14 protein-coding genes are annotated in these 13,062 nt (G+C 59.4%); 6 read left to right on the forward strand and 8 right to left on the reverse strand.

The window, feature by feature from the left end; translation table 11 throughout:
* Nucleotides 1–60: 60 nt before the first annotated feature.
* Nucleotides 61–783, forward strand: coding sequence for a phosphonate metabolism transcriptional regulator PhnF (gene phnF, locus CLV87_RS02200; RefSeq protein ID WP_099243752.1), 723 nt, complete (start codon nt 61–63; stop codon nt 781–783).
* Between the two features lie 254 nt (nt 784–1,037).
* Here phnF and CLV87_RS02205 read toward each other — a convergent pair whose 3' ends face one another.
* From CLV87_RS02205 to phnC, 6 genes are all read right to left on the reverse strand, one after another.
* Entirely contained in the window at nt 1,038–1,655 is a 618-nt protein-coding gene (locus CLV87_RS02205; RefSeq protein WP_099243749.1) for an LbetaH domain-containing protein, read from the reverse strand.
* 1 nt (nt 1,656) lies between these two features.
* Nucleotides 1,657–2,310, reverse strand: a complete 654-nt coding sequence (locus CLV87_RS02210; protein WP_099243747.1) for an SDR family NAD(P)-dependent oxidoreductase — start codon at nt 2,308–2,310, stop codon at nt 1,657–1,659.
* A complete protein-coding gene (gene phnE, locus CLV87_RS02215; RefSeq protein WP_099243745.1) occupies nt 2,310–3,617 on the reverse strand; it encodes a phosphonate ABC transporter, permease protein PhnE in 1,308 nt (435 codons plus the stop codon). Before phnE (CLV87_RS02215) ends, CLV87_RS02210 begins: the two co-directional genes overlap by 1 nt.
* Complete coding sequence (gene phnE / locus CLV87_RS02220; RefSeq protein WP_099243743.1) at nt 3,617–4,465, reverse strand: phosphonate ABC transporter, permease protein PhnE; 849 nt, start codon at nt 4,463–4,465, stop codon at nt 3,617–3,619. The genes phnE (CLV87_RS02215) and phnE (CLV87_RS02220) overlap by 1 nt, the downstream gene beginning before the upstream one ends.
* Nucleotides 4,466–4,528: 63 nt before the next feature.
* Nucleotides 4,529–5,440, reverse strand: coding sequence for a phosphonate ABC transporter substrate-binding protein (gene phnD / locus CLV87_RS02225; protein ID WP_099243741.1), 912 nt, complete (start codon nt 5,438–5,440; stop codon nt 4,529–4,531).
* A gap of 56 nt (nt 5,441–5,496) precedes the next feature.
* Nucleotides 5,497–6,300: a phosphonate ABC transporter ATP-binding protein gene (gene phnC, locus CLV87_RS02230; RefSeq protein ID WP_099243739.1), complete on the reverse strand. Its 804-nt coding sequence runs from the start codon at nt 6,298–6,300 to the stop codon at nt 5,497–5,499.
* A 231-nt stretch (nt 6,301–6,531) separates the two neighbouring features.
* Here phnC and CLV87_RS02235 point away from each other — a divergent pair, with 231 nt between their 5' ends.
* Nucleotides 6,532–6,846: a hypothetical protein gene (locus tag CLV87_RS02235; protein ID WP_099243737.1), complete on the forward strand. Its 315-nt coding sequence runs from the start codon at nt 6,532–6,534 to the stop codon at nt 6,844–6,846.
* A 23-nt stretch (nt 6,847–6,869) separates the two neighbouring features.
* Here CLV87_RS02235 and CLV87_RS02240 read toward each other — a convergent pair whose 3' ends face one another.
* Together CLV87_RS02240 and CLV87_RS02245 are read right to left on the reverse strand one after the other, a co-directional pair.
* Nucleotides 6,870–7,415, reverse strand: coding sequence for a tetratricopeptide repeat protein (locus tag CLV87_RS02240; protein WP_099243735.1), 546 nt, complete (start codon nt 7,413–7,415; stop codon nt 6,870–6,872).
* Nucleotides 7,416–7,639: 224 nt separating this feature from the next.
* Entirely contained in the window at nt 7,640–8,839 is a 1,200-nt protein-coding gene (locus CLV87_RS02245) for an ROK family transcriptional regulator (protein ID WP_099244882.1), read from the reverse strand.
* 191 nt (nt 8,840–9,030) lie between these two features.
* Between CLV87_RS02245 and CLV87_RS02250 the strand changes: the two genes are divergently transcribed.
* The 4 genes from CLV87_RS02250 (at nt 9,031) to CLV87_RS02265 (ending at nt 12,739) form a co-directional block, all read left to right on the forward strand.
* On the forward strand, nt 9,031–10,044 hold the full coding sequence (locus CLV87_RS02250) for a sugar ABC transporter substrate-binding protein (RefSeq protein ID WP_099243733.1): 1,014 nt from the start codon (nt 9,031–9,033) through the stop codon (nt 10,042–10,044).
* Nucleotides 10,045–10,278: 234 nt separating this feature from the next.
* Nucleotides 10,279–11,340, forward strand: coding sequence for an ABC transporter permease (locus tag CLV87_RS02255; protein WP_099243731.1), 1,062 nt, complete (start codon nt 10,279–10,281; stop codon nt 11,338–11,340).
* Complete coding sequence (locus CLV87_RS02260; RefSeq protein ID WP_099244880.1) at nt 11,340–12,107, forward strand: ATP-binding cassette domain-containing protein; 768 nt, start codon at nt 11,340–11,342, stop codon at nt 12,105–12,107. The genes CLV87_RS02255 and CLV87_RS02260 overlap by 1 nt, the downstream gene beginning before the upstream one ends.
* Nucleotides 12,104–12,739: a nucleoside/nucleotide kinase family protein gene (locus CLV87_RS02265; RefSeq protein ID WP_099243729.1), complete on the forward strand. Its 636-nt coding sequence runs from the start codon at nt 12,104–12,106 to the stop codon at nt 12,737–12,739. The genes CLV87_RS02260 and CLV87_RS02265 overlap by 4 nt, the downstream gene beginning before the upstream one ends.
* The last annotated feature ends 323 nt before the right edge of the window (nt 12,740–13,062 follow it).

Consider the following 13,062-nt stretch of genomic DNA (forward strand, 5'->3'; position numbering starts at 1 on the left):
AACTAGACACATCATGGCAAATCCGCGCAGATTCGACCATAGGAAATTTGTGAAACTCTCATGACAGCTCCCCGAAAAACCCCGATCTGGAAAGAGATATCACGCGCGTTACGCGCTGATATCGCTGAGAAAATCTATACCGAAGGCGACAAACTGCCGACCGAGGCCGAGCTGGCCGCGCGGTTTGGAGTCAATCGCCACACGGTGCGGCACGCCTTGAAATCACTGATCGAGGACGGATTGCTGCGCAGTCGGCGCGGGGCCGGTGTCTATGTCACCGCCGCCCCCACGGACTACCCGATTGGCCGCCGCGTGCGGTTCCACCAAAACGTGCTGGCCGGGGGGCAAACCCCGCAAAAACGGATCCTGCATATCGACCACCGCCCCGCCTCGGATGGTGAGGCACAGGCCCTGAAACTGCCGCTGCGCGCACCGCTGGTGGTGTATCATGGGATCTCGCTGGCCGATGATCATCCGATTGCCCTGTTCAGCAGCCATTTCCCGGCGGAACTGCTGCCCGGCATGGCCGACGCGCTGCGTGAAACCTCTGGTGTGACCGAGGCGTTGAAACGCTGTGGGGTGTCGGATTACACCCGCATCTCGACCCGCATCAGCGCCCGGATCGCCACCGCAACCCAGGCCAATCATCTGCACACCCAGGAAGGCGCGGCGCTGATCTATACGACCGGGGTGAATGTCGATCCTGACGGAACTCCGGTGGAATTTGGTCAGACCTGGTTCGCGGCAGATCGCGTGACCTTGACCTTTGACAGCCCCGATTGAGGGCTTGTCCCAAGCGCGCGGCAGGCGGAACAAAAGTTTTAACTAAAACTTTTGCAAATTCCGTGCACGGAATTTGGGGGCGCTGCCCCGTCCCGAGCAAGCTCGGGACTCCCCGGGATACTTATAGCGTTTCGATTTTCCTGAAATGACAAGCACCACTTAACGCGTTGAAATCTTTGATTTCAGGCAGCGTTCAGTGGTTCAGGTTTAATCGACAACGCTTTTGGCCCAAAGAAACCTAAAGCGTTACGCCTTTAACCGCCGTATTTTTCCAAAAACTCAAGGACCGGAAGCGCGCGAAAATCTGTCAGGGTCTCCCGCAAGCGCGAGTGTTCCCAATCCCACCAGGCCAAGGCGATGATGCGCTCGGCAATCTCGGGCGGCTGGCGGTCGCGCAGTTTGGTGGCCGCTGCGCCTGCCACAATCGTATAGGGTGCCACATCTTTGGTCACCACCGCGCCCGACGCCACAACCGCCCCATGGCCGATGCTCACCTCGGGTTTGATCATCGCGCCATGACCGATCCAGGTGTCATGGCCGATAAAGGCACGGCGCGATTTGCGATGGGCGAAAAAGGCCTCATCCGTATCGGCGTCCTCCCAATAATCGCCCGAACGATAGAGGAAATGATGGCAAGAGGCGGTGTGCAACGGGTGATCCGTCGCGCCGATCCGAACAAAGCTGGCGATATTGGCGAATTTGCCCACTGTGGCATTGGCGATATCGGCATAGCGGTCGCAATAGCTGTAATCGCCGATGTCACTATAGGCGATGCGCGCCCCTTTGCCGATCTCGCAATAGCGGCCAAAGCGCACCTCTGTCAGGTCAACATCATCGTGCAAAAACGGTGTATCAGCCTTGAGACGGGCCATATCAGAACTCTCTTTCTTCGCCGCTAAAGCGAAAGAACTTGCCGGTATCGGCCAGTGTCAGGCGTTCGATCACATCCATGATCCCTTCGGCCACGGCGACCGGGTCTTCCTCCGCCTCCGCGCCGCCCATATCGGTGCGCACCCAGCCGGGATCGACCAAAGCCACGGTGATGCCTTCGGGTTCCAACATCGTGGCCAGCCCCTGCATAACTTTGTTCACCGCCGCCTTTGAGGCGCGGTAGGCGATCCGGTCCGCTTTGCGATAGCCCATCCAGGCCATTTGCGAAGAGATCGTGATGATCTTCGCCTCGCCCCCCTTCCGCAAAGCAGGCAAAGCCGCCTGCGCCACCGCCAAAGGGGCCAGCGTGTTGACGTTCAAGGTCTCGGCAAAGCCGTCGAAATCCATGTCCAGCGGGGATTGGCGCTCCGGACCAATCACCCCGGCATTGTTGATCACCACATCCAGCGGGCCAAGGCCGTTAAGCTGCTCCGCCAATTGCGCCGAAACTGTCGAAGGATCATCCAGTTGTAAGGCCAGAGTATCCCCCTGCCCGTCCCGGGTCGTGCCGATCACCTCATGGCCACGGGCCCGCGCAACCTCGGCCAGCGCTTGCCCAATTCCCCGGTTTGCTCCGGTCAGCAGAGTCCTCGCCACTAGTCTTTCTTTCCGATCAAGCGCCCGCGCAACCAGCCTGACAGCCAGTCCATCACCATGACCATCACAATCACCAGCACGATGTAATAGGCGACCTCTTCCCAGTCCTTCTGGGTCTGCATGGCCTGGGTCAGCAGCAGCCCGATCCCGCCGCCAGTGATCGCGCCAATAATGGTCGCGGATCGTGTATTGGATTCAAGGAAATACAACACCTGAGCAATCAAAACCGGAACGATTTGTGGAATAACGCCAAAGCGATAGCGTTGCAGCGGCTTGGCCCCGGTCGATGAGACGCCTTCGATCTGCTTGTTGTCGACATTTTCCAAGGCTTCTGAGAACATCTTGCCAAAGGTGCCGGTATCCGTGATCAGGATCGCCAGTGCGCCGGTCATAGGGCCGGGGCCAAAGGCGCGGGCCAGAACGATGGTCCAGATCAGCCCGTCAACCCCACGTACAAAGTCAAAGATCCGCCGCATCCCAAAGCGCAAGGCCAGGATCGGGGTAAAGCGTTTCGCCGCCAGAAAGGCCAGTGGCAAGGCGACCATGGCGGCGCCAAAGGTGCCCAGGAACGCCATCAGGATGGTTTCGCCAATGGCCCACAAAACATCTCCATGGCGCCACATGGGGTTGCCCCAAAAATCCTGCCACGCGCCTTGTAGATTGCTGCGCTCCGGGTCGATCTGATCGCCAAACAGGATCTTGCCCAGCCCAACCCCATGATAAGGCGAGGCCAGCGTGAAAAAGAACAGCTCCCAACCGCCCGCATAGCGGAAAATCTCGGTCTTGGAGCGGGTCAGGGTCACGCGGCCATTCTCGGTGAACACACTCACCCGGCGCGGACCGGCCTTGATCCAATCCGGCACGTCATTGCCGCGATTTGTGGTGATCTTGCCGCCCTCCAGCTGCGCTTCGATCTTGCCAAAGCCGGGCACGTCAATCTCGGTGTAATTGTCCGGGAACAAGGTCACGATCGCACCGTCCCCCAAATCAACCACAACCTCATCCTCTCCGCTCACCCAATCCGGGCGGGTGCCCTCGGGATAGCGACCCTTGCGCTCGCCCTCGATGGCGTAATCAATCGCACCATCACGGTGAGAGCGGGTGACATGGGTCTTGTAGCTCCAGCTATCCGAGGCCAGGATCACCGCGTTTTCCATCTTGGCCCGCTGTGCGAGGCCGGGGATGTCAAAGGCAAAGAACACATAGACAAAATAGGTCAGGATCACCGCAGGAACGGCAAAGCCGATCCATTTCTTGCGGCTGAACAGGGCGTCGGTTTCTTGTTGCAACAGGCTGAGATCGGCCATCACTGTGTTCCTTCGGTCAGACGGTTGCGATAGCGGCTCGACACTTGGTCAAACAAAACGATGGTGCCGAAAAGCAGGATGAAAATCGCAGCGGCTTCGTCAAAGCGCCCCGGCCCCCAGGCCATGGAGTTGCGCAGCTCGTACCCAATGCCACCCGCGCCAACAAAGCCCAGAATGGCCGAGGCGCGGATATTGATTTCAAAGCGCAGCAGGGTATAGCTCAGATAGTTGGGCGCGACCTGTGGGATCACCCCCAGCAACATCTGCTGCGACCAGCTTGCGCCGGTGGATTTCAACCCGTCAACTGGCTTCAGATCGGCGTTTTCCGCGACTTCGGAAAACATCTTGCCCAGCGCGCCGACCGTGTGAATGGCAATGGCGATCATCGCAGGCACCGGCCCGCCGCCCAGGACAAAGATCAGCACCAGCGCGATGACGATCTCGGGCACGGCGCGCATGATGTCCAGCGCCCGACGCACCAGCGGGATCGCCCAGGGCCAGCGCGCCAACCCTCGGGTGGCCAGCAGCGACAGGACCAAGCCCCCCATCGCCCCGATCAGGGTCGACACGGCGGCGATATTGATGGTCTCGATCAGCGAGGGCAGGTATTTGACCAGCAGCATCGGCAGATCGGCGCGTTTCTCCCACGCCTCGGACAGAACCGCGGCGGGGTAATCCCCAAGGCGATGCAAGCCTTCCCAAAACCCACCCGCATTGCGGTCTTCGGCAATTGAAAAGCCGCTGGCCATCAGCAGCACAAAGATCAGCAGGGTCAAACCACCATAAAGGCGGCGGCGACTGGTCAAAGCCATATAGTTGGCTTTGATCTGTGCAGTGGCGTCGGTCATGGGAAAGCTCGATATAGCAAAGGGCCACCCACAGAGATGCGGATGGCCCTGAATTGTTAGGAATTAGTTCTTCATCTTGGCCTTGCGGGCCTCAACGATGGACACATAGGTGTCATGGGTCACCGGCTGGAAGCCCAGGGTTTCACCCGCAGCAACACCATAGGCGCAATCGGCGTCGTTTTCGTGCAGCTCGTCAACCAGCTGGGTCATTTTGGCTTTGACATCGGCTGGCAGGGATTTGCGCAGAACGATTGGGCCTTCCGGGATCACAGCAGATTTCCAGATCTGCACCAGGTCGTTCATGTCAACCAGACCCGCATCAACCGCCTTGCGCAGCGCGCCAGAGTTATAGCCGTCTTCCCAGTTGCCCTGACCGTCAGCCCATGTCACGCCGCCGTCGATGTCGCCATTGTTCACAGCAACGATGGTCTGCTCGTGACCGCCGGTGAATTTGACCTCACCGAAATAGTCACCTGAGTCCATGGTGATGCCCTCTTTGTACTGAGGGATCTCGATGGATGGGATCAGGTAGCCGGAGGTGGAGTTTGGATCACCAAAGCCAAAGACCTTGCCCTGCATGTCGTCCAGCGAGGCAATCGCCGCATCCTTGCGGGCAAAACCGATGGAGTGGTAGCCGATAGAACCATCAACATTGACCTTGATCAGAACAGGCTCAACCGCTTCTGGATCCTGGATAAAGGTCGCCGCGTAAGAGGACGCGCCCAGCCATGCCATATCGATGGTGCCGCCCAGCAGGCCCTGGATCACACCGTTATAGTCGGCAGGGGCGAACAGCTTGGTTTCGACGCCCAGCGCTTCGGTGGTGTAATCCGCCAGACACTGGTAGGAATTCATACGGTCCTGGGCGTTTTCGCCGCCCAGAATGCCGATGCGGAATTCTTTGATACCTTCAGCGCTTGCAGCCGAGACCAGAGCGGTCGAGGCGAACAGAGCCAGAGCAATTGCGTTTTTCATGAGTTTTCTCCGGGTTGGAAAGAGAGGTTCGGGTCTTCAAACGAAATCAGGCCAAATCACGCAGGAACGGGTTCCGACCTGTCGAGTGTTTCGATTTCGGTGCTGGTGGCGGCTTCGGAAAAATCCGCGCCCGCGCCGTAAATGTCGCGCGCCACGCCGGTGGTCAGCTGCGCAGGCGTGCCGTCAAAGACGATGCGACCATCGCGCATACCAATGACGCGGTCGCAATAGCGGCGCGCCGTGTCCAGCGTGTGCAGATTGGCGATGACCATGCGGCCATCCTCTTCGTGAATGCGGCGCAGGGCCTCCATCACGGTCTGGGCATTCATCGGGTCAAGCGAGGCGATGGGTTCATCCGCCAGAATAATCTCGGGGTCCTGCATCAACCCGCGCGCAATGGCGACACGCTGCTGTTGACCACCTGACAAGGCTTCGGCGCGTTTGGCGGCATGTTCGGCAATGCCCAGACGATCAAGGATCTCGATCGCTTTGTGAATGTCGCCGGTTGGATAGAGGTTGAACATGGTCGCCACGGTCGAGCGGCGGTTCAGCGTGCCATGCAACACATTCGACACCACATCCATACGCGGGACCAGGTTGAACTGCTGAAAGATCATCGCGCAACGGGCCTGCCAGGCGCGCTTGGCGGAACCGCTCAGCGTGGTGACTTCCTGACCATTGAACGTGATGCTGCCTTCGCTGGCATCGGACAAGCGGTTCATCATGCGCAGCAGCGTGGATTTCCCCGCCCCCGAGCGCCCGATAATCCCGATCATCGCCGGTTTGTCGACGTCAAAGCTGGCGCTATCAACGGCGGTCTTGTCACCAAAGCGCTTGGTCAGTTTGTCGATCTTCAGCATATACGCCCCCAAAACTTCTTGGGGCGAAGTACGGGGGGTGCATGTCTCTTACGTGACAGAAATGAATCACGAAGATTAAAGATTTGCTGCACATTTGTAACGCAACCTGAGGTTATGTCACATTCAACCGAAGGTACGTAGGACCGCGCTCAACGGTTTTATAGGACCGCATGCCATCCCAAAAGCTAGCGACGCGCTGACCTTGTCCAGCACCGTCAAGGTGTTCGCCTATTGACCCCGCCGGGCTGGTTCCTGCTGGTGCAACATCCGATTGGCTATCCAGACCTGCCCTTTACCACTTTGACCGGCGTGGTGGATACGGAGCGGTTTCGGGACGGCCATGTGCATTTTCCGGCCCATCAGTTGCGCGAATTTGAGGGAGTGATCGCCAAGGGCACCCCCATTGCCCAGCTCCCCCCGGTGCAAAAGCAGATCGAGTTGGAAACCGGTGTATCGCAACACCTATCGCAGGTGGGATATCTGTCAAGAGGTGGGAGGGGCGCTGCCCCGCCCCGAGCAAGCTCGGGACTCCCCGGGATATTTTAGTCCAAAGAAACCCTGAAGTTTCGTCACAGCCGCAAAGGCAGGCTGCCTTTTGAGGCGCGGGTCAGGCTGCGCAGGGTCTCGGCGCGGTTTTCCTTGTCTTGCAGCAATTCATCGCGCAGGGCGGTGGTGTCTTCGCCCATTTCCGAAGCGATACGGTATTGCGCCTCTTTGGCCTCGCGATCCGTCGCCCCCATAAAGGCCAGGCGCGCATCGTCCCAATAGCCCAGCCGCAAAGCGACCCGGCCCAGGTTGCGACGCGCATCGCCATCGCTGGGATCCAGCGCCGCCACACGGGAAAACGCCAACCAGGCGGCCTCGAGATCGTCTTCTTCGAGGCTGATGCGGCCCAGTTCAAACCAGGCAAGCCCATAGCCAGGGCGCGCCTGTATCGCCCGTTGCAGCCAAACCTTGCGCTGCCGGGGTTTACCCGCTGCTTCCAGCACTTTGGCGAGGTTGTAAAACACCTCAGCCGGGGCCGCCTCGGCCTTGGCCGCGCGGCGCAAAAGCTGTTCTGCCTTCTCCCAATCCTGCGCCTGCAGAAAGGAGGGCAATGCCGATAAATCTGCCATATCCTGCCTCGTTTTCACACGGGTTTTACAGGCGGGTTGCAACAGTTTCGCGACACTTACGCGAGAAGAAGAGCCCCATAGGACAACCGACTTTTTCGCCCTGCCCGGCCAGGTCTTCTGTTGCAGCGTTTCGCCAAATCACCATGGCTGCGGGTCAGCATCATTGATAGTGCGGGCAAACGCGCCTGGTTGAACCCGGTCTTCCGCGATTGAGAGCCTAGGCGCTAAATCGACGACAGCCCGGCATTTGTGTTCAGCAGGAATTGCGTAAAGATCGGGCTGCTTGCGGCACCCATGCTGCGGGCGTTTTCGCCAATACTGCCTTCGCAGATTTCAGGCGGGATCAGCCCGCGCACATCCTGATTGGCCAGATAGCGCTGCACCCGTTCGACCAGCTCTTCGCGCACATTTTCAGGAAAGGCCCCGTCGATCACCACCGCCTCAAAATCGATGACCGAGCAGATCGACAGCGCCGCCTTGGCCAGCTCCTGCGCGGTTTCCCCGATCCAGGGGTCGACGTAACGCGACAACTGGCTCCAATCTTGCGGATGGCCCCAAAGCATATCCGTATCCAGCCCCGCCTCGACCAGGCGGCGTTCGAGCAAGTGGATAGAAGCCACGTCAATCAACTGGCGACTTTCGCCCAAGGGCCCGGTGCTGCGCATCGAGCCCAGCGCCCCGGCATTGCCCTGATTGCCCTCATAGACAGTGCCATTCAGCACCACCCCGCCGCCAATAAACGAGCCGATAAAGAAATAGGCGTAATCGCGGTAATCCTTTGTTTTTCCGAAAAGATGTTCTGCACGACAGGCGGCGGTGGCGTCATTGACAACAAAGACCGGCAGGTCGCTGAACTGGCCAACAATCTGAGCGATATCCAGCTCGCGCCAGGACAGGAAATCCTGCTCGGGCGCGCCGACCAGATCATGCCATTTCCAAAGCTCAAAGGGCGCAGCAATGCCGATCCCACAGAGGCGCGCCCGCGCGTCCTCGTCCAAATCCGCAGCCAATTGCGCCACACCGGTTTCGAGAAAACCAAACACTTCTTGCGGCATCGGGTAGGTATAAGACAAGTGCAATTGCTTGCGCACCTGCCCGGTAAAATCCAACAGGGACAGATCCGCACTGCGCCGCCCCACCTTGAGCCCAAAGGAAAACACCCCATCCGGGTTCAGCTCCATCGGGATTGAGGGTTTGCCGACCTTACCGCGCACCGGCTCGCCCCGTTTGACGATGCCGTCGCGTTCCAGTTTGCGCAGGATCACCGACACGGTTTGCGGCGACAGCCCAGCGCGGCGCGCCATGTCGCCCCCCGCCGCCGGACCGTTTCTTTGCAACATAGAAAGAAGCAGACGTTCGTTATAGTCGCGAACCCCGCTTTGGTTCACGCCTCCGATACGTTCTCTGACATGTTCGCCATCCATGATGCCGACCATACTTGTCTCCTCCACAATAGGAAAGATGCCTGCCGCCTATTAATAAATCAAGTTTATTTATTTATTGACAGCCGCGTTGGAATCAGGCTTCCTTAGGGCCAACCTGCCGCGAGGAGGCGCTCAGGTTTGCGTGCTGGTCAGTCCAAGGATCAGTCCGTTTTTATCTATGGGAGGACAATATGAAGAAATTTCTCGCTACATCCGCAATCGCACTGACAGCCATGGCTGGCGCAGCTTCGGCTGACGAAGTCGGGGCCTGCCTGATCACCAAGACCGACACCAACCCGTTCTTTGTGAAAATGCGCGAAGGTGCCGAGGCCAAGGCTGCTGAACTGGGCGTGACCCTGTCCAGCTTTGCGGGCAAGGTTGACGGTGACCACGAAACGCAGGTGGCCGCGATCGAAACCTGCATCGCAAGCGGTGCCAAGGGCATCCTGCTGACCGCATCCGATACCAGCTCCATCGTGCCAGCCGTTCAACAGGCGCGTGATGCGGGCCTGCTGGTCATCGCTCTGGACACCCCGCTTGAGCCGATTGACGCAGCGGATATGACCTTTGCCACCGACAACTTCCTGGCGGGTGAGCTGATTGGCCAATGGGCCGCTGCTGCTTTGGGTGACGATGCCGCAAACGCCAAAATCGCCATGCTGGACCTGGCCGTCAGCCAGCCAACCGTGGGTGTGCTGCGCGATCAGGGCTTCCTCAAGGGCTTTGGCATCGATCTGGGTGATCCTAACAAATGGGGTGATGAAACCGATCCGCGCATCGTCGGCAATGACGTGACAGCGGGCAACGAAGAAGGTGGCCGCAAGGCGATGGAAAACCTTCTGGCCAAAGATCCGATGATCAACGTGGTCTACACCATTAACGAACCCGCCGCCGCCGGTGCCTATGAGGCGCTGAAGTCGATTGGTCGTGAAAATGATGTTCTGATCGTTTCCGTCGATGGCGGCTGCCCCGGTGTGGCCAATGTCAAAGACGGCGTGATCGGCGCCACATCGCAGCAATACCCACTTTTGATGGCCTCCAAGGGCATCGAAGCGATTGCCGCATGGGCCAAGGACGGCACCAAGCCCGCCGCCACCGATGGCAAGGATTTCTTTGATACAGGCGTTGCCCTGATCACCGACAAGCCAGCCGATGGTGTAGAAAGCATTGACAGCGCCAAGGGCACTGATCTTTGCTGGGGCTAACCCGCAGCTAAACCTTTGAAAGGGAAAGGCAGGTCACTCCCTGCCTTTCCCCCGACCAAGGATCGTCACAGATCCGCGCCTGTTGCGCGGGTCTTGCGGGTCACACCTCCCCCTGATCCGTCCAGATCACGCCTTTCCCGTGATCACTCCCTGATCACAACATCCCCCGTGATCACTCCCTGATCACAGCTTCCCCCGTGATCGCCCCCGATCACACCTTTCCAGGAGGAAAAAATGTCCCAAACGGACCAGTATGAGGCGGTTGCCAGCGGCAGCAAATCCGAAATCGCCTCGTTCGAAGATACGCGCAAAGGGTTTGTCGGCCGCTTTCACCACGCGCTCCACACCACCCCCGCCCTTGTGCCCCTGATCGTGCTCGTCGCGGCGATCATCATCTTTGGCCTGCTTCTGGGATCAAAATTCTTTTCGCCATTCGCGCTGACCCTGATCCTGCAACAGGTGCAGATCGTCGGCATTGTCGCCGCCGCGCAAAGCCTGGTGATCCTCACCGCCGGGATCGACCTTTCGGTTGGAGCCATCGCCGTGATCTCTTCGGTCGTGATGGGGCAATTCACCTTTCGCTACGGCCTGCCGGTCGAGATCTCCATCGCCTGTGGCCTGGCCTTTGGTACCGCGATTGGCGCGCTGAATGGCTGGCTCGTCGCCGCGATGAAGCTGCCGCCCTTTATCGTTACCTTAGGCATGTGGCAGATCGTTCTGGCCTCGAACTTCCTTTATTCCGCCAATGAAACCATCCGCTCCCAGGACATCGCCGCCAATGCGCCGCTCTTGCAGCTGCTTGGGGCCAAATTCAAAATCGGCGGGGCCGTGTTCACCGTTGGCGTGATCTTCATGCTCTGCCTTGTGCTGATCCTGGCCTATGTGCTGCGCCACACCGCCTGGGGGCGCCATGTCTATGCGGTGGGGGATGACCCCGAGGCCGCCGAGCTTTCCGGTGTGAATGTCAAAGGCACGCTGATCTCGGTCTACGCCATCGCTGGCCTGATCTGCGCCTTTGCCGGCTGGGCCCTGATTGGCCGTATCGGCTCGGTCTCCCCGACCTCCGGCCAGCTCCTGAATATCGAAAGCATCACCGCCGTGGTGATTGGCGGCATCTCGCTCTTTGGCGGGCGCGGCTCGATCCTCGGCACCTTCTTTGGCGCGCTAATCGTTGGGGTCTTTACCCTGGGTCTGCGCCTGCTTGGGGCCGATGCCCAATGGACCTTCCTCTTGATCGGTGCGCTTATCATCGCCGCCGTTGCAGTTGACCAATGGATCAGAAAGGTAGCCGCCTGATGGAACCGATTTTAAAAGCCCGCGGCCTTGTCAAACGCTATGGCAAAGTCACCGCCCTGGACCATTGCGACTTTGACCTGATGCCCGGTGAAATCCTGGCGGTGATTGGCGATAACGGCGCCGGTAAAAGCAGCCTGATCAAGGCGGTCTCCGGCGCGGTCACCCCCGATGAGGGCACCGTTACGCTTGAGGGGCAAGAAGTGCGCTTCTCCTCCCCCATCGAGGCCCGCGAGGCCGGGATCGAGACCGTCTATCAGACCCTCGCCATGTCCCCCGCCCTCTCCATCGCCGATAACATGTTCATGGGCCGCGAGCTGCGCCGCCCCGGTTGGCGCGGGCGCTATCTGCGCCAGCTCGACCGCCCCGCGATGGAAAAATTCGCCCGCGACAAGCTGACCGAGCTTGGGCTGATGACCATTCAGAACATCAACCAGGCGGTCGAAACCCTCTCAGGCGGCCAGCGCCAGGGGGTAGCGGTGGCCCGCGCCGCCGCCTTTGGCTCCAAGGTGATCATCCTCGATGAACCCACCGCCGCGCTGGGGGTCAAGGAAAGCCGCAAGGTGCTGGAACTGATCCAGGATGTGAAATCCCGTGGCATTCCGATCATCCTCATCAGCCACAACATGCCCCATGTGTTCGAACTGGCGGATCGCATCCATGTGCATCGCCTGGGCAAACGGCTCTGCGTCATCGACCCCAAAGATTACACCATGTCCGACGCGGTGGCCTTCATGACCGGTGCCAAAGAGGCCCCGCAAGCAGCATGACGACCCTCTCCCCGTCTCTGCCCGAACTGGCCGAGCGTATCCTGTCAACACCCCTGCGCACCCGGCGACGCCTCATCGCGTTGGCCGGGGCCCCGGCCAGCGGCAAGTCAACGCTGGCCGATCAACTGGCCGACCAGCTGCGCGATCAGGGGCAAACCGCTCAGGTGGTGCCAATGGATGGGTTCCACCTGCACAACCGCACCTTGGCGGATCGCGGCTGGCTCAATCGCAAAGGCGCAGCGCATACCTTTGACAGCATGGGCTTTCTCAGCCTGGTGCGCCGTCTGCCCGACGAAGAAGAGGTGTTCTACCCCGATTTCGACCGCGCCCGTGACATTGCCATTGCCGCGGCGGGCCGCATTGGCCCGGATTGTGAAACGGTGATCATCGAAGGCAATTACCTGCTCTTTGATGCGCCGATCTGGCGGGACCTCGCGCCGCTTTGGGATCTGTCCTTGCGCCTCGACATCCCCATGGATGTGCTCGAGACACGGTTGATCCAGCGCTGGCTCGATCATGGGCTGAGCAAGGACAAGGCGATTGCCCGCGCCAATCAGAACGATCTGGTCAATGCCCGCGCCATCCAAGACGCCCCCCTGCCCGCCGATATCACCATTCGCGCAACGCCATAGCGGCCTTCACCAAGATACAAGACAAAGCCCCCCAGGCGATCCCTAGGGTCAGGATGCATTGATTTGACGCCACTGGTTTACCTGATCTTGTTTCTGACAAGGCACATCGACGCAGAAATACTGGTTGTATTTCAAGGTGATGTAACGCAGTTCAGGGGCAAGATCAGGTAAATCCGTCGCACCGGAGCTGCGCCTTTTAGTTGGCTCCCCTTTGGGGAGACGGACACAGGAAGCGCTGCAAAGCAGCGGCTTTGACCGCTTGAAATTGACCCCGCCAGTTCCTGCGCGATCAAAACCACTGCTTTATTGCTCTTCCTGTGCCA

This window comes from Pelagimonas phthalicica, from assembly GCF_004364805.1.
Classification (GTDB): Bacteria; Pseudomonadota; Alphaproteobacteria; order Rhodobacterales; family Rhodobacteraceae; genus Pelagimonas; species Pelagimonas phthalicica.

Coding starts and splice junctions, on each gene's coding strand:
- phnF (WP_099243752.1), top strand. CDS start 61: ATGACAGCTCCCCGAAAAACCCCGATCTGGAAAGAGATATCACGCGCG.
- CLV87_RS02205 (WP_099243749.1), bottom strand. CDS start 1,655: ATGGCCCGTCTCAAGGCTGATACACCGTTTTTGCACGATGATGTTGAC.
- phnE (WP_099243745.1), bottom strand. CDS start 3,617: ATGGCCGATCTCAGCCTGTTGCAACAAGAAACCGACGCCCTGTTCAGC.
- phnE (WP_099243743.1), bottom strand. CDS start 4,465: ATGACCGACGCCACTGCACAGATCAAAGCCAACTATATGGCTTTGACC.
- phnD (WP_099243741.1), bottom strand. CDS start 5,440: ATGAAAAACGCAATTGCTCTGGCTCTGTTCGCCTCGACCGCTCTGGTC.
- phnC (WP_099243739.1), bottom strand. CDS start 6,300: ATGCTGAAGATCGACAAACTGACCAAGCGCTTTGGTGACAAGACCGCC.
- CLV87_RS02240 (WP_099243735.1), bottom strand. CDS start 7,415: ATGGCAGATTTATCGGCATTGCCCTCCTTTCTGCAGGCGCAGGATTGG.
- CLV87_RS02245 (WP_099244882.1), bottom strand. CDS start 8,839: ATGGATGGCGAACATGTCAGAGAACGTATCGGAGGCGTGAACCAAAGC.
- CLV87_RS02250 (WP_099243733.1), top strand. CDS start 9,031: ATGAAGAAATTTCTCGCTACATCCGCAATCGCACTGACAGCCATGGCT.
- CLV87_RS02255 (WP_099243731.1), top strand. CDS start 10,279: ATGTCCCAAACGGACCAGTATGAGGCGGTTGCCAGCGGCAGCAAATCC.
- CLV87_RS02260 (WP_099244880.1), top strand. CDS start 11,340: ATGGAACCGATTTTAAAAGCCCGCGGCCTTGTCAAACGCTATGGCAAA.
- CLV87_RS02265 (WP_099243729.1), top strand. CDS start 12,104: ATGACGACCCTCTCCCCGTCTCTGCCCGAACTGGCCGAGCGTATCCTG.